Raw genomic sequence first — 14,816 nt, forward strand, 5'->3', positions numbered from 1 at the left:
GAGTCCTGCCTAATGCGAGCGAGCAAATATAAAGAAACTGTGATCAATCTATCAGTTAGTTGTGGATTGAAAAAATATATTAAAAATATGGTTGGTATATATTTTTGATCTAATGGAATCGAAACAACTTAAACACTTTTTGGCGGTCGCGGAACACGGCAACATTACTCATGCAGCTAAGGCTTTGCACATTGCTCAGCCAGCGTTAAGTATTTCAATTAAGAAGTTCGAACAGTCTCTTGGCGTGACGCTGTTTCGCCGAGAAGAAAAGAAAATCAGCTTAACCAAAGAAGGGGAAACCTTGTTGGTTCACGCTAAGCGAGTGATTCAGCAACTACACGATGCGCAGCTAGCGATTGATGAACTTAAAGGTTTAGCCAAAGGGGAAGTGCGCCTTGGTACGCCTTCAATGATGGGCAGCTATTTTTTTCCTCGAATTGTCATGGCGTTTAAGAGCCAGTATCCAGATTTAAAGCTAACGCTGGTGGAGGCGGGGACACAGTCTATCCGTCGAATGTTACTTAATGGTCAGCTCGATATTGGCGTGATTAGCTGTGACGCTGTACCAGACGACTTAGAAACGGATCATCTGTTCACTAGCCAAATGGTTGCTGTTGTGGCTCCGGAACATGATTTAGCTCAGCGCAACGCCATCACATTTGATCAGTTTTTCGAGCATGATTTGGTGATGTTCCAGCATGGCTACTTCCACCGAGAATTCTTAGACCACGTTAGTGAAGAGCATGGCTTTACGATGAAGTCCTCATTCGAAACCAACTTGCTGCCGCTCATTCTGAGTATCGTTAAACAAGAATTTGCTATTACCGCGCTTCTAGAACTGGTGACACAACATGAACAAGGCGTGGTGGGTATTCCATTTGAACCGAGCGTTAAGCTCGACCTTGCACTCGCGTGGCGAAAACAAGGCTATCTATCCATTGCCGACCGTACTTTCATTGACTTTGTGAAGCGGTATGTTTGATTCGTATCCAATTAAAACCAAACTGTTCAATGGAAGCCTCCCTTTAATCGGGAGGCTTTTGTTTTTATGCAGTTATCTCTTTCTCATTAAGTGGTATCAAAACCCCAAGAGCCACCATGGCAGCGCCACCGATTACGGTGAACAATACTCGCTGCGAAAAGATCAATTCTGCCATTTCCGGATTAAAAGGACCTACCGATACAGTAAGAATAAGTAGCATGATACAAGCCGTGGCAATGGTGTAGTTGTGTTCGAGATACACAAGGATGCCGTAAAGCGAAGCGATGACTAAAACCCACATGGTTATTGTGATTGCCATGTCGGAGTTGAACGAGCCCAATAGCAACCCCACAGGCAAATAAACTAATGCGCCAAGAAAGGTTCCGTTCAAACGTTGCCAAGCTTTCGGTGCTAAATCTTTGCTGAACGGGCTGTGGATCATCATAAATAGGTAAGCACCTAAAACGGCTCCTGTGCCACCCCATATACCTAACGACAGCACCAAGCCAATCCCTAGCGCTTTGCGACTGGAGTACTTGAGATCAACACGACCAATTTTATGTGTGGTGTTCATCGAGCCATTCTCGGCGTTGGTGTTTCTCCAAACCAGCGTGCTAGCAATGATCGCCACAGTGATGCCAAGCACAACCGATACTGAACGTTGAAGAATAAGTTCTGTGGCTGGGATATCTACTGGCATCATCATCGATAACAACATAAACGTCAGCGGCAGAATGTACTTTGGTACTCCTTGGTGGTGTTTATCGCGCTCTGTTATGACGAGTAAGAAAGCAAACACCGCACTGGTAAAAGGTGCATAAGTGATAGGCACCATGGAAAGTGGTACCGCAATTAATGTCATGATCAAAGGATGAAGGCTACCTAGTAGAGTGTCCTTTGTTGTGCTGAATTTGAGATTGTATAGGTAGTGGATGATTCCCACTTCCACCGCAACAAAAGCTTCTCCGACATCATAAATATACGCACTGATGATAAGCAGCACGATGGAAAGCAAAAACATGCGGTTGCCTAACACAAGGTAAGGCTTTGGTGGGATGAATTTTTGAGCGAGTGAATCGAGCATGGCGTATTTCCCATCCTTCAGTGAATAACAATAAGGAAGGTATGAGATTACCAATTTGATGAAATATTCATTGCCAGTTTGCGACAATAGTGATGAAAGCTTGAGCAGCATCAAGTGCCCAAGCTTAATGCGACTACGCGGTCTTCTTGTCGCGAGATTCGAAGAAATAGGTCACAAATACCATGTAGGCAACGACCAACACTAACTGCCATATCCGAACGTAAAACTTATCGTCTAGCGCACCGCTGCTCATGGAGGTACCCATTAACACCATAAAGCCCGTATATGCAGTGGCGTAGACTGGGGCTTTGGCGGGCTCGGTGTAAATCTTGGTCCCAAGTAACGTAATAACCACCAACATCACTAACATGTAGATGTACATATTTGGCACCAGAGAAATGGTAACGAAAGCGGCGAAAGCGAGTAGTCCTCCTAACACATTACTGATAACAAAAAACAATGATGTTTTGCCCGCTTTGTCGCTGGTTGCCATCAGAGAAAGCAGCATGACAAACGCAACGGTGAGTAATATTTGTGACAGTTGGAAATAGAAATAAAAACAAACCAAGGGAAACGACATCATCCAAGCTCGAATCGCAGCATTCCAACGAACTTCTTGAGTTAGAGGGGAGGGAGGGAAGCCAGCAAATTCAGTCGCATCCTCTTCTGGGAAGTAAACATGCGACACCCCGTAAAGCGCTACGGCGACGATACCAGAAAACGCAAAACCGATGCCCACGTCTAACGCGGCTTGCTTGTCTATAATGGTAACCGATGGAATCAAGATCAGGGCAATCATCAAGAAAGTGGCAAACATTACCCATTTTGGATCGGTAAATAGGTAATAGCTCCACAACATGCCCAACGACAGTACGGCCAGAAAACCTATTTTGTACTCTGGCAAGCCGCTCGATACCAAAAAGCCAATGACCGCGGTGGAGATCAACGCATAGCCAAGTTGTTTGACATGCAGGATATGAAACTGGGGTTTATCGACAATGAATTTTGCCGTCAAAAGAGGCGTACAAAATGCCAAAGGCCAGGTAAACCATAACGCGATAAAAGTAGCCAAACCTACGGTGACAACATAGCGCAGTATTCGACGTTCTTGTGCTTGAGTCAGACTATCTAACATAAGAGAACACGCTCACTAGATTGATCCAAACTTTACCCAGAAAGTTAAATAGAGCGTTGCTCTCTGTGTAGATCACCACATCTGCTTGTCCACCGATGCGCATGAAGTCAGCCGCATGTTTATCATCGAGCTTAATGGTCACGGGCATACGTTGTGTATCGCGCAGCCAACCATTTTGATTTTTCACGGTGGCTAAGGTGCCTGGCTGATTATTCGCGCCCCATGCAACCCCTAAATCTACTGAAGATACTGTGCCAGAGAAGGTTTGTCCGGGCGCATAATCGAGTGCAATTTCAACTTTATCTCCGGCGTTAATGTTGCCCATGCTGTTTTCGCGGAAGAAGGCTTCAAGCCATAAACCGTCGCTTTCAACAAACGTCATCAAAGGAGAACCTGCTGTGGCATAAGCGCCTTGAGACAAATTAAAATTGGTCACAGCGCCATCAGAAGGTGCTCGCATTGTCGTGCGTGATAAGTTCAGTTGCGCTTGTTGCAGTTCTAGTAAAGCCGATTGGATCTGAGCGTTCTCTTCACCTGCCGCTCCCACCTGAGCTTTTGCTTTTTCGAGGTTCGCTTTGGCGTTAACGACATCGGCATTCGCTTTATCAATGGCTGCGCGAGTCGTATCTGCATCTGATTTTGAAACCACGCCTTTTTCTGCCATGGCTAAAACTCGTTGCCCTTGGCGTTTAGCATTTTCTTGGGCCACGAGCGCGGTGGTCAATTGAGCTTGTGCTGACATCACACCTGCCATTTGCGAGCCAACATTCTGTCCTGCGATCTTGAGTTTTGCTTCTGCTTGCTTGACCGCAATCTGGTGATCGGTGGTATTGATTTGCAGTAGCACATCGCCTTTTTTGACTTCGGTATTTGGTTTAATGCTGATGCTGTCTACTTGGCCAGAAACTTGTGGGATCAATGAGACGACATTGCCTTCCACACGGACATTATCGGTTGTCGGAATGATGCGATCTGCCACTATCGCTGTACCAATGGACACCATAGTGAGTGCCAATAATGCATTGGTTGTGCGCTTGACCTTATTAACCGGTTTCGGCGTCTGGTTTACTTGGTTTTCTGCTGCTGTCTCTGACATATAAACACTCACTAATGATGAAGAAAGATGGTCAGAGTTCTCCATCGACGCAAGCTAGGCGCGAATTAAACTGAGACCAGTTCGTTTGAGCGTTAAAATACAATGTGTAAGGAAGTAAAAATTGCCATTATGCGACATTCGGAAATTTTGTAGAGTAGTGGTTTGAATAAGAGCGACAGACAAAGAAATAGGGTGGGCAGATAGAAAAAGAGCCTCTCTTTGGAGAAGCTCTTTAGGGTAGAGATAACGTGACTAAGTGATCAAACAAATTGATTAATATGTCACTTAGTTGCTGTACATTTTTTCAAAGTTCTTTGGATTCCAGCCAATCATGACTCGATCGCCAATCTTCAGTACAGGTACAGAACGAGCCCCCAGTGCATCGAGCTCTTTGCGTCCGCGTTGCATTTTTGCATTGCACAAGCGGTAGTTAATATTTTTCGAATCAAGATAACGTTGAGCATCTTTGCAGTGCGGGCATTTGTCTTTGACGTAAAGAACGACACGTTTCATTCAATTTCTCTCCATTATCGTCGGGAGGCGAAGTTTAGCGAGGTTTCGCAACAAAGGAAAGCTCGAAACCTAAGATGAAACTCTTGCTCATCTCAGGTATATTTAGCGCCTTTCTTTTGTCATAGCAGACTTAATACGCATGCATCCGTCACTTCGATATATTCAAGGTTATCCGCAGAACATTGTCGAGCAAGTCAGTTCACTCGTCGACAGTGGTAAACTGGTGCCTTGGTTCGAAAAACGCTACCCAGATAGACACCAAATCAAAAGCGAAAAGGCACTTTACGAATACGCAATAGCGATCAAAAATCGCTACATGAAGAAAGCCGCGCCAATTAGCAAAGTGGTCTACGATAAGAAAATTCACGCTGTAAACAATGCGCTTGGTTTGCATAGCGTGATAAGTCGTAACCATGGTGGCAAGCTGAAATCGAAAAATGAGATTCGCATTGCGAACGTGTTTAAAGATGCACCTGAAGCGTTATTACGCATGCTGGTGGTACATGAGCTGGCACACACGCGTGAGAAAAACCACGACAAAGCCTTTTACCAACTGTGCTGTTATATGGAACCTGAGTATCACCAACTCGAATTTGATGCTCGTCTGTTTATGATTTACCTCGATTTAAAAGCGAATTCGAATGAAGACCAATAATCACAACGCGAAACAAGCTCAGCCAAAAACGGCGAAGTCTAAGCCGAGCAAAGAAGTCACCAAGATCAAACCAAAGCGTGTGAAAAATAAACCAACAGCAAAAGCTGCGAGTGCGGCAAAAAGCACTGGTCTGAAAACTAACGCCGCGAACAAAAGCAGCGATGTGGAAGTGATCAAAACTGCCAAAAGTGGATTGCATGAACGTAATGCACATCGAGGTCGCTACGATTTCAAAAAGCTAATCACAGCAGAGCCTCAGCTCAAATCATTTGTGATAAAGAATCCGAAAGGGGAAGACTCAATCAACTTCTCTGATCCAAAAGCCGTCAAGATGCTCAATAAAGCATTGCTGGCGGCGCATTATGATATTGAATACTGGGATATTCCTGATACTTACTTATGTCCGCCCATTCCTGGGCGTGCGGATTACGTTCATCGCGTAGCAGAGTTGCTTGATAGTGAAGTAAAAGGCAAATACGCACACCATAAGGTGCGAGCACTTGATGTGGGTGTAGGGGCAAACTGTATTTACCCAATCGTAGGTGTGACTCAATATGGATGGCATTACACTGGTAGCGATGTTGACGCAACATCGATTGAATCAGCACGAGCAATCACAGAGCGTAATGCCTCGTTAAACGGTAAGATCGAACTGGTACAACAAACCAGTGAGTCCAATATTTACCGTGGTATTATCCAACCAAACGATCGCTACGATATTACGAGTTGTAACCCACCATTCCACCGTTCAGCTGAAGAAGCCGCAATGGGCAGTCAGCGTAAGCTGGATAATTTAAAAGCGAATCAGCGTAAGAAGGGCGTGAAGGTTCAAGCTCATCAAGCGAAAACGCCACCAGTAAAGGCCAATAAACCCGCGCTTAACTTTGGTGGCCAAAATGCTGAGCTATGGTGTGAAGGTGGTGAAGCTGCATTCATCCGTAAAATGGCGAACGAAAGCCAAGCATTCAGTGCACAAGTGCTCTGGTTTACCACGTTAATCTCAAAGAAAGACAATGTTCGTCCGATGCGTAAACAACTTGAAAAGTTGGGTGTAAAAGCTATCCGGATCGTGGAAATGAGCCAAGGACAAAAAGTCAGCCGCTTTATCGCTTGGTCCTACATGGACAAATCGCAGCGTAAAGCGTGGATTGAATTAAAGTAGTTATCCAGCAAAGCTGTTCAAATAATTAAAAAATAGCACCACTTTGTTGGTGCTATTTTTTAACAAGAAATTCATTAATTTAATAATTATAACAAGTTTATTTTCTCTTTATGTCAAATTATATGGTAGGGCTATCAAGTTAAAATAACATGGGGTACTATCCAGTAAAGAAATAATATTTATATATGCCCAGCGATGTCCGATAACGAACTGATCATCTTCCCTTGGAATCACAATTTTGAGACAGGGATGAAAAAGATTGATGAACAACATTACCATCTATTTTTATTGGTGAATAAATTAGCTAATACGTTGATTTATGATGACCAGATTGAAGTAGACGGTGTATTTAGTGAGTTAAAAGACTATGCTCAATATCACTTTTCATATGAAGAAAGTGTATGGAATGAATACTTTTCTGATGATATTTGGAATGATGAGCATAAGAAGAGCCATGCCTCTTTTGTTGATGAAGTCATAAAAATCCAAGCGGACTCGAAAGATCTCAACTGGCAAGAATCTATTGAGCATATCCTACAGTTCTTAGTGCGTTGGCTCGTGTTCCATATTATTGGCGACGATAAAAAAATGAGCGTGGCAGTAAGAGAGTTGGAGTCGAGTGACTCTTTAGAGACGGCGAAAGTGAATGCTGTCGACACTTTGCAAGGTATCAATGGCTTGGTTGCCGATACTGTACTTAAAATGTATTTTGAGGTATCAAGTCAATCTATTGAATTAGTGAGAGAAAAGCATCGTCGCTTTGTTGCTGAGAAAGAATTGAGATGTCTCAATAAAAAGCTGCAAGAACTCGCTATTACTGATGAATTATCGGGTCTGTACAATCGCCGATACTTCAATATCATGACGCCAGATATTCTTAATAAAGCACAAGACACTAACCAACTCGTCAGCTTTGTATCCATTGATTTAGATTACTTTAAACAACTAAATGATCGGTTTGGTCATCTAAAAGGGGATGAAGCAATCACCAAAGTAGGCGCATTGTTGTCTGCTCACTTTAATGACCTCGATGACATCGTGTTTAGAATTGGTGGGGAAGAGTTTCTAGTTGTGATTGTAGGGTCTGAACATAAAACCTCAATCAACCGCGCAGAGGCGTTTAGAAAAGCCACAGCCGAGCTTTCTATTATTTGTGAAACCAGTGCTCAAAGTCACATATTAACCAGTTCAATTGGTGTGTTCACTCAGTGTCCAGAACCGAATTTGGATATTCGTTATTACTTAGATAAAGCAGACCAGTGCTTATATAAAGCAAAACTCAATGGTCGAAATATTGTCATCGCAGACGAGATATAAACGATATTAACTGCGGTGAATTAAAAGTAGCTAGTTGTCGATTTTAAATTCGATAATTAATATTAAATTGAAAATCAATATAAAATCGATTGAAGTTCAATAACAATCATATTAATTTTTTTTATTGGTGAGTTGTGCGACATATTTTAATAGGTCGCCGTCAATGTCAGGCAGTCCGTCAGAGAAGAAAATTTGTGCTCCAGGAGTACAACGCATTAATACGTTGGTGAGTTCACCATCATCATTAGAAGTATTGATCGCATTGAGCTTAACCAGCTTGTTGTAAACTTCTTCTTCTAGTTGTTGGCGTTGTGCGTTGGTCAAACGAATACGACCGACACAAATCCCCGGATTTACCTCGTGAGATAAGGATTCTTTTTGGAAGCGTTCACGGAATAATGAGTCGAGTTCAGAGCCTTCTTCCATCAAAAAGCGTCGCCCAGAACGGTAGAACAGCCCATCACCAAAATCTTCAACATAACCTAGCATTTCCGCGATCCGCAGATAAAAACGCAGACTGGTTTCTGATAACTGATAGGTTTTCGCAATGTCTTGCGGGTCGAGGTTACGAGACGTCACCATATAGATAAAGTCGAGAAGGTAGGGGTGTTCAAGAAATAACGCGCTTTGCTCTTCAGTCAGCATTTGTTCGTTCTCATGCTGAAGCTGATTGGCGAGGTTGGCTAGTTCAATAAGATCGGTGTTTAAATAGTTGAGATAGACAAGGATTTTATCCAAGCCCAAAGAAGGATTATGAAGGTGGCGTTTGATGCTCGACAACGGAATACCGCTTTTCTCCGACAAAGAGCTGTAGCACAGCCCCTCATCTTTGATCTTTTGTCGCAGCGCCGCTAATAGAAATTTAGGTCCGACATTCATTTCTTAACACCACCTTAACTGCTGAGCTTATTTTGATGTGTTCTGTTGTTCCAACAACAAGTTACGAATGGCGGTACCAGCTTCCAAAATGTGTTTTTTCAGCAGATACTTAGCGCCGTCCACATCGCGGTTTTGACACATTTCGAACAAGGTCAAATGCTCTTGCTCTGCCTTTTGAATGCCCGTAGTGAACAGCAGTTGCATGCGAATGTAGCGGTCGCACTTAGTGTTGAGGCTGTAAATCACATCCATGGTTTCTGGCATGTTTGCTGGGGTATACAGCGCTTTATGGAATTCGTAGTTGTAGTTGCTCCATTCTTCTACTTCATCGCCGCTGTTGACTACCGCTTCAAAACGTTCACGGACTTCACGTGCGCGTTCGAGATCTTCGTCAGTCATGTTCTGAATCGCACGCTCTAAAATGTGGCATTCCACTACGGCACGCAGTTCGAACAACTCGTCGATTTTATCTGGAGAGAGCTCGGTTACTGTTGCCCCTTTATGAGGCTCAAAGCTCACTAATCCTTGTGCTTCCAATTGCACTAACGCTTCACGAACGGGAATACGGCTAACATTAAACTCTTTTGCCAACGCGTCCTGACGTAAAGGTTGACCAGTTTTTAACTCGCCCTTAAGGATCTGAGTTCGAATCGCTTCCTCAACCAGTTGAGTGCGGGTCTTAAAAACAGGTTTTTGTGACATTGAAGTCTCCCGTCAAAAATAAATATTGTATCCAATTTCTTTAGTTTATTGTTTTTCTGGATTAAGCCAACTGCAAGCGAAGGTTTTGAGATGTGGCGTGAAATAAAAGGCACCAACTGGTGCCTTTTTGAGCCAATGACTTAACTGTGAGCTGCTTTGCCATCTACTGCGCGCGGGATCTCCAATGGATTTTCTGCTTTTAACGAATCGGGCAGTAAGCTTTCTGGTAACGCTTGATAAGCCACCGGACGTAGCCAACGGTGAATGGCTTCCGCACCAACAGAAGTAGAAGCCGAATGGGTCGATGCAGGATAAGGACCGCCATGTACCATGGCATAACCAACTTCTACGCCTGTCGGCCAGCCATTAAATACCAGTCGTCCAGCAATCTCTTCCAAACGAGGGATGAGCTGCGATACTTGTGGGTAATCTTCTTCCGTTGCATGAATTGTCGCGGTTAGCGAGCCTGCCAGCGTTTCACTGAGCGAAAGCATATCAGCCACATCTTCACAAACGACGATCAACGATTGTGGACCAAAAATCTCTTCTTCCCACGCAGGATGTTTGCGCCAATTTGCACTGCTCGTGACAAAGAGAGCTGATGCAACACAAGGGGACTCCGCTTGAGAAAAAGTGACGTCAATTCCGTCGTCAGAACCTCGGCTGACGACCTGTGATTGGTAACTATCACGGATTCCGGGAGTAAGTAGAGTGGAAGGAGATTGTTGTCGAATGAGGGCTTGCGCGGTTTCAATAAACCCTTGTGTTTCCGGTGTGTTCAGCGTGAACAATACGCCAGGTTTCGTACAAAATTGCCCACATCCTATGGTCATTGAAGCAACAAATTGCTTCGCTAAGTCGGCTTTGGCTCTCATTGCGGAAGGGAAAATAAACGTCGGGTTAATCGCACCAAGTTCACCATAGAACGGGATTGGCTCAGGTCGTTGCTGCGCTAGGTTGAACAGGGCGCGTCCACCGCCAACCGATCCAGTAAAGCCCACCGCTTTAGTTTCAGGATGGCTGACCAGAGCTTGTCCTAAAGCGCGCTGATTTCCCTGCAGCAAGGTGAAAATCGCTTGTGGTAGCTGTTCTTGTTTCAGCGCTTGCTCGATACACTCTGCAACGATTTGGCTTGTACCTGGGTGCGCAGTATGACCTTTTACAATCACCGGGCATCCTGCCGCTAGAGCAGAAGCAGTATCTCCACCAGCAGCAGAGAAAGCCAACGGAAAGTTGGATGCACCAAATACCGCGACAGGACCAAGCGCAATTTGTTGGCGACGAATATCTGGCTTAGGTAGTGGGGCGCGAGTTGGGGTTGGCGTATCAAGAATGGCTTGGTGATAACTGCCAGAATTGACTACGTCAGCGAATAAGCGAAGTTGATTCGCTGTACGAGCGATTTCTCCTGTCAGGCGTACTTCGGGAAGCGCCGTTTCTAAATGGGCTCGGGCGATAATGTCATCACTTCTTGCCTCTAATTCACTGGCAATCGTGCGAAGCAGACTAGCGCGCTTACTGTTATTTAAGCGGCGAAAATCGCGTGCGACTTTTGCAGCAGCAGTTGCGGCTTGATTGACCTCAACTTCCGTGTGAACAGGAAATGCAGGGGGAAGCGTTTCACCGGTAAAGGCGTTGGTAGCGTAAAAAACGTTGTCGGTTTGCGGGTTCATTGTGATTCCTTACTGTCCTTATTTCACTTCAAATCCATACGCGTATGGGTCTTCGTCATCCACCCAGATGGTGTTGTGTCCATACACTTGCGCCCAGCCTTCGATGCTAGGCAGAATGGCTGCTCGCCCGTTCACTTCAGTGACGCCTTCAATACGTCCGTTAAACAGGCTGCCGATAATACTTTCGTGGACAAAGTCCTCACCTTGTTTGAGTTTGCCTTTGGCATGCCACTGCGCCATACGGGCACTGGTGCCTGTGCCGCAAGGGGAGCGGTCAAGGGCTTTGTCGCCATAAAACACCGCGTTGCGAGCGGTTGCGTTTTCATGAGTAGGGCTACCTGTCCAAAGTACGTGAGAGACGCCACACACAGTAGGGTCGTCTGGGTGCACACATTCCACCGCTTTTGAAACCGCTTCACGTACTCGGGGGGAGAGCATCAAAATCTCATCAGGTGAGTAGTGCTCAAGACCGGCATAGTTGGTTTGTGGGTCGACAATCACGTAGTAGTTGCCTCCATAAGAAACATCGACAGTGATTTCTCCCAGTCCTTCTACTTCAACGGTGATATCTTGGTGAGCAAGGTAAGCAGGAACGTTAAAGATCTTTACTGACGTGACCTTGTCACCTTTTGTTTGGTAATGCACTTCGATTTGTCCAGCAGGGACGTCAAGGATCAAACGACCTTCTTCCTTTGGTGTGATCAGCCGATTCTCAATTGCTGTGGTGACGGTACCTATTGTGCCGTGCCCACACATTGGTAAGCAGCCGCTGGTTTCGATAAACAAAATCGAGGCATCAGCATTGTCACTACAAGGCGGTAAAACAACAGAACCTGACATCATGGAATGACCACGAGGTTCAAACATCAATGCCTGACGAATCCAATCATAGTGTTCCAAGAAATATTGGCGCTTCTCACTCATGGTATTGCCCTTAAGCGGAGGAACACCGCCTGCCACTAATCGGACAGGGTTGCCACAGGTATGGGCATCGATACAGAAAAAGGTTCCTTGTCTCATTTTTCGCTCCTTGCTGAAAAAATGGGTTGAATCGAACGGGCTTAATGTTATCGTGATGTAAAATATATTGTATACAATCTGCTTTTTCAAATGTGACTTGGAGCATATTCATGTTGGTCAAGGAAGAAACTGGAAATCAAAATATAGCGATAGTAGGCGCGGGGATCATCGGCTTGGCAATTGGCTTAAAATTGCAGCAACAAGGGCATCAGGTGACGCTATTCGATCCGAATGGCGTGGGAAATGGTTGCTCGAAAGGGAACGCTGGACACATTGCCACTGAGCAAGTTTTTCCTCTCGCAACACCGGGTCTTATTCCTCAGTTACCTAAGATGCTATTGAACCCAAAAAGTCCGGTTTCTATCCGTTGGCAAGATCTCCCTTCCACTATGGGTTGGATGCTTCGATTCTTATCAAAAGCCAAACCATCGTCGACAGAGCCTTCGACCAACGCCATCAAAAGTCTCAATTCAAGAGCAGTGAAAAGCTGGCAACAGCTGCTCGATTCCATCGAGAAAAAAGACCTGATCAAAATGGATGGCTCGTTATTGACCTTTGAAAGCGAGCGGTTGTTCGAACGTTATCAAAGTACGCTAGAAGAGCTAGAAAAACACGGCGTGAAGTATCAAGTGTGGACGCAGAAAACCATCCGTGAACAGCTTCCCGAGCTTAGTCGCCAGGTTCGTCATGGGGTGTTTTTTCCTGAGACGGGACATACGATAGACCCTTATTCCATCTGCATTGAACTCTATGATGAATTTGAGAAGCAGGGTGGGACCATTGTTAATAAAACGATTGATGCTCTAAGTCAGTCGGGACAAGTATCGGTGGAATCAAGTCAATATTCATTCGACCGTATCATCGTTGCTGCCGGGGTACATTCCAAGCCTTTAGTGAAGCAATTAACTGGTATCGCTGTGCCAATTCAAGCCGAGCGAGGGTATCACTTGATGATGGATGATAAACGGCAAGCGTTGCCGTTTCCGATCAGCTCTGCCGACCGAAAATTCATCATGACGCCAATGGCTAGTGGGCTGCGTTTAGCGGGAACCGTGGAGTATGCGCACGTAGAATCTCCCCCGAATATGAAGCGTGCCGAGATGCTGTATCAGCAAGGGGATGCGATGTTCGAGAGTGGATTAAACCCGCTCAAGCAACAGGAAAAGTGGATGGGAAATCGACCTTCAACAGTGGACTCGTTACCTGTGATTGACCAGATTTGTGAAGGAAAAGTGCTGCTAGCATTTGGGCATCAGCACCTTGGATTAACCCAAGCTGCAATCACCGCCGATCTGATTTTGGAGCTTGTTGAAGGCAAAAAAACATCGGTTGATCTTTCACCATTTACGCTCAAGCGATTCGCTTAAAAAATTTTAATATTAAATATTGTATAAAATATATTTAATGCTAATGTTAACGAAAATTTAACAACAAGGTGTCCAGCAGCCGTATCCGGATACCTCCAGAAAACGACCAAAGGAGTAAAACATGTCACGAATGACGAAAGCACCACTGGCGATGTTGATTTCAGGAATGCTGTTGGGGACCTCTGCATACGCAGAAGAGAAATTAACGATTGTGTCTTGGGGCGGTGCGTTTACCAAGAGCCAAGTTGAGGCGTACCACAAACCTTTTATCAAAAAGACGGGCGTTGAGATTGTCTCAGAAGACTTCAGTGGTGGTTTAGCCGAAATCAAAGCGCAAGTAGAAGCTAATAATGTGCGCTGGGATCTGGTATCGCTAGACAAGCCAGACATTGTACGCGGCTGTGCAGAAGGGCTGTTGGAGCCTGTTAATCCAAGTATTTTGCCGCCGGGTGCGGATGGCACGCCAGCAGAACAAGACTTCATTGAAGGAGCGATTCACGAATGCGCAATCAACTCGATTGTGGTTTCGACCGTACTTGCCGTCAATGAAGAGGCATTCAAAGGTAAAGCCGCACCAAGCAAGTTGACCGACCTTTTTGATTTGCAGAACTTTCCTGGTCGACGTGCGCTGCAAAAGCAGCCTCAAGGTAACTTAGAGTGGGCGCTGTTAGCGGATGGCGTGAAGCCTGAAGAGGTTTATGCCTTGCTAGAGACCGAACAAGGGCGCGAGCGAGCATTTGCCAAGCTCGATACCATCAAATCACAAGTGTTGTGGTGGACTACAGGTGCTCAGCCACCACAAATGCTCGCCGACAAAGAAGTGGTAATAGCCTCGGCATTTAACGGTCGTATCCATAATGCCAGACAAGATGAAGGTCAGCCATTTCGCATCATTTGGGATCACCAAATGGGATACATGAACGGCTGGGCGATTCCAAAAGGCAGTGCGCACACCAAGTTAGCGCTCGATTTCATCGCCTTTTCGTCGGGTACCAAGCCTTTAGCTGACCAAGCAAAATACGTTGCCTATGGTCCAACCCGCAAGTCGTCTTCGGCACAAGTAAGTCCTGAGATTTTGGCAAACCTGCCTACCGCACCGCAGAACTTTAAAACAGCCTTTTTGATTAATGATGAGTGGTGGTCGGATTATGCCGATGAGCTCAATGAAGAGTTTAACACTTGGCTGCTTAATTAGGCATTAACCAAGCGCTAACTCAGTTGAGTGTTACCT

Annotated in this window: 14 protein-coding genes; 6 read left to right on the plus strand and 8 right to left on the minus strand. The window is 45.2% G+C overall.

All coding sequences use genetic code 11. The features are described from left to right. The first annotated feature begins 112 nt into the window (after positions 1-112). A complete protein-coding gene (locus tag ABMY42_RS21145) occupies positions 113-982 on the plus strand; it encodes a LysR family transcriptional regulator (protein ID WP_069687223.1) in 870 nt (289 codons plus the stop codon). A gap of 64 nt (positions 983-1,046) precedes the next feature. Here the strand turns inward: ABMY42_RS21145 and ABMY42_RS21150 are convergent, their stop codons facing one another. The 4 genes from ABMY42_RS21150 to ABMY42_RS21165 form a co-directional block, all read right to left on the minus strand. After that, a complete protein-coding gene (locus ABMY42_RS21150; protein WP_069687222.1) occupies positions 1,047-2,066 on the minus strand; it encodes an FUSC family protein in 1,020 nt (339 codons plus the stop codon). Positions 2,067-2,199: 133 nt separating this feature from the next. Beyond that, positions 2,200-3,201 (minus strand): DUF2955 domain-containing protein, encoded by a 1,002-nt coding sequence (locus tag ABMY42_RS21155; RefSeq protein WP_349266751.1) that lies wholly within the window; start codon positions 3,199-3,201, stop codon positions 2,200-2,202. Continuing rightward, entirely contained in the window at positions 3,191-4,297 is a 1,107-nt protein-coding gene (locus ABMY42_RS21160) for an HlyD family secretion protein (RefSeq protein ID WP_349266752.1), read from the minus strand. Before ABMY42_RS21160 ends, ABMY42_RS21155 begins: the two co-directional genes overlap by 11 nt. A gap of 285 nt (positions 4,298-4,582) precedes the next feature. Then, a complete protein-coding gene (locus tag ABMY42_RS21165) occupies positions 4,583-4,810 on the minus strand; it encodes a glutaredoxin family protein (RefSeq protein WP_005439862.1) in 228 nt (75 codons plus the stop codon). Between the two features lie 139 nt (positions 4,811-4,949). On the opposite strand from ABMY42_RS21165, the gene ABMY42_RS21170 reads away from it, so the two are divergent. The 3 genes from ABMY42_RS21170 (at position 4,950) to ABMY42_RS21180 (ending at position 7,944) form a co-directional block, all read left to right on the plus strand. Then, positions 4,950-5,465, plus strand: coding sequence for a M48 family metallopeptidase (locus tag ABMY42_RS21170; protein WP_005528224.1), 516 nt, complete (start codon positions 4,950-4,952; stop codon positions 5,463-5,465). After that, a complete protein-coding gene (gene rlmF / locus ABMY42_RS21175; protein WP_349266753.1) occupies positions 5,452-6,627 on the plus strand; it encodes a 23S rRNA (adenine(1618)-N(6))-methyltransferase RlmF in 1,176 nt (391 codons plus the stop codon). Before ABMY42_RS21170 ends, rlmF begins: the two co-directional genes overlap by 14 nt. A 195-nt stretch (positions 6,628-6,822) precedes the next feature. After that, entirely contained in the window at positions 6,823-7,944 is a 1,122-nt protein-coding gene (locus tag ABMY42_RS21180; protein ID WP_050907289.1) for a diguanylate cyclase, read from the plus strand. A 111-nt stretch (positions 7,945-8,055) separates the two neighbouring features. On the opposite strand, the gene ABMY42_RS21185 is transcribed toward ABMY42_RS21180, so the two are convergent. From ABMY42_RS21185 to ABMY42_RS21200, 4 genes are all read right to left on the minus strand, one after another. Further along, on the minus strand, positions 8,056-8,823 hold the full coding sequence (locus tag ABMY42_RS21185) for a hypothetical protein (protein ID WP_045490165.1): 768 nt from the start codon (positions 8,821-8,823) through the stop codon (positions 8,056-8,058). 27 nt (positions 8,824-8,850) lie between these two features. After that, a complete protein-coding gene (locus ABMY42_RS21190; RefSeq protein ID WP_029791076.1) occupies positions 8,851-9,525 on the minus strand; it encodes a GntR family transcriptional regulator in 675 nt (224 codons plus the stop codon). Between the two features lie 140 nt (positions 9,526-9,665). Continuing rightward, positions 9,666-11,198, minus strand: a complete 1,533-nt coding sequence (locus ABMY42_RS21195) for an aldehyde dehydrogenase (NADP(+)) (protein ID WP_349266754.1) — start codon at positions 11,196-11,198, stop codon at positions 9,666-9,668. Between the two features lie 18 nt (positions 11,199-11,216). Continuing rightward, entirely contained in the window at positions 11,217-12,218 is a 1,002-nt protein-coding gene (locus tag ABMY42_RS21200; RefSeq protein WP_349266755.1) for a 4-hydroxyproline epimerase, read from the minus strand. Positions 12,219-12,328: 110 nt separating this feature from the next. On the opposite strand from ABMY42_RS21200, the gene ABMY42_RS21205 reads away from it, so the two are divergent. After that, a complete protein-coding gene (locus ABMY42_RS21205; protein ID WP_349266756.1) occupies positions 12,329-13,585 on the plus strand; it encodes an FAD-dependent oxidoreductase in 1,257 nt (418 codons plus the stop codon). Between the two features lie 121 nt (positions 13,586-13,706). Then, complete coding sequence (locus ABMY42_RS21210; RefSeq protein ID WP_038897579.1) at positions 13,707-14,780, plus strand: ABC transporter substrate-binding protein; 1,074 nt, start codon at positions 13,707-13,709, stop codon at positions 14,778-14,780. Positions 14,781-14,816: the final 36 nt, after the last annotated feature.

Source organism: Vibrio sp. SSH13-20, from assembly GCF_040104475.1.
GTDB lineage: Bacteria > Pseudomonadota > Gammaproteobacteria > Enterobacterales > Vibrionaceae > Vibrio > Vibrio harveyi.

Coding starts and splice junctions, on each gene's coding strand:
- ABMY42_RS21185 (WP_045490165.1), bottom strand. CDS start 8,823: ATGAATGTCGGACCTAAATTTCTATTAGCGGCGCTGCGACAAAAGATC.
- ABMY42_RS21160 (WP_349266752.1), bottom strand. CDS start 4,297: ATGTCAGAGACAGCAGCAGAAAACCAAGTAAACCAGACGCCGAAACCG.
- ABMY42_RS21170 (WP_005528224.1), top strand. CDS start 4,950: ATGCATCCGTCACTTCGATATATTCAAGGTTATCCGCAGAACATTGTC.
- ABMY42_RS21145 (WP_069687223.1), top strand. CDS start 113: ATGGAATCGAAACAACTTAAACACTTTTTGGCGGTCGCGGAACACGGC.
- ABMY42_RS21190 (WP_029791076.1), bottom strand. CDS start 9,525: ATGTCACAAAAACCTGTTTTTAAGACCCGCACTCAACTGGTTGAGGAA.
- ABMY42_RS21205 (WP_349266756.1), top strand. CDS start 12,329: ATGTTGGTCAAGGAAGAAACTGGAAATCAAAATATAGCGATAGTAGGC.
- ABMY42_RS21210 (WP_038897579.1), top strand. CDS start 13,707: ATGTCACGAATGACGAAAGCACCACTGGCGATGTTGATTTCAGGAATG.
- rlmF (WP_349266753.1), top strand. CDS start 5,452: ATGAAGACCAATAATCACAACGCGAAACAAGCTCAGCCAAAAACGGCG.
- ABMY42_RS21155 (WP_349266751.1), bottom strand. CDS start 3,201: ATGTTAGATAGTCTGACTCAAGCACAAGAACGTCGAATACTGCGCTAT.
- ABMY42_RS21200 (WP_349266755.1), bottom strand. CDS start 12,218: ATGAGACAAGGAACCTTTTTCTGTATCGATGCCCATACCTGTGGCAAC.
- ABMY42_RS21165 (WP_005439862.1), bottom strand. CDS start 4,810: ATGAAACGTGTCGTTCTTTACGTCAAAGACAAATGCCCGCACTGCAAA.
- ABMY42_RS21150 (WP_069687222.1), bottom strand. CDS start 2,066: ATGCTCGATTCACTCGCTCAAAAATTCATCCCACCAAAGCCTTACCTT.
- ABMY42_RS21180 (WP_050907289.1), top strand. CDS start 6,823: ATGTCCGATAACGAACTGATCATCTTCCCTTGGAATCACAATTTTGAG.
- ABMY42_RS21195 (WP_349266754.1), bottom strand. CDS start 11,198: ATGAACCCGCAAACCGACAACGTTTTTTACGCTACCAACGCCTTTACC.